At 43.3% G+C, this 386-nt stretch carries 1 protein-coding gene; it reads right to left on the bottom strand.

Going from position 1 to position 386, the window contains the following annotated elements; translation table 11 throughout:
* Nucleotides 1-386, bottom strand: a 386-nt coding sequence (locus ACVCXO_RS02935; RefSeq protein WP_452228102.1) for a hypothetical protein, incomplete at both ends; no start/stop codon positions are given.

The raw sequence follows: 386 nt of genomic DNA, 5'->3' as shown, positions 1-386 counted from the left end.
ACTGGAGAAGTAAATCCTGTTTCTGTTCCGTTTTGTATTCCATCACCATCTTCATCGTTATATACTGTTCCGGTTACGGTTCCAGCTGTAGTATAACCATCGGTTCCTGCTGCAACTGTTCCACTTACTGGTACCGTTACCTCTGTTGGTTCTGTTCCTTCTGTTAAAGTTACACCTGTTGGTAAAGTAGTTGTATCTACTACGATATCTACTGTTCCTGCTGGTACGCCTTCTATAGTATATGTTCCATCCGCCGCTGTAGTTGCTGTTGGCTCTCCTGCGTCTAACACGCCATCGCCATCTAAATCAGCAAATACAGTTACTGGAGAAGTGAATCCGGTTTCTGTTCCATTTTGTGTTCCATCACCATCTTCATCGTTATATAC

The sequence above is a fragment of the Lacinutrix sp. MEBiC02404 genome, assembly GCF_053601575.1.
The sequence above is the reverse complement of the archived record's forward strand: the minus strand, read 5'-3'. Positions and strand labels throughout refer to the sequence as shown.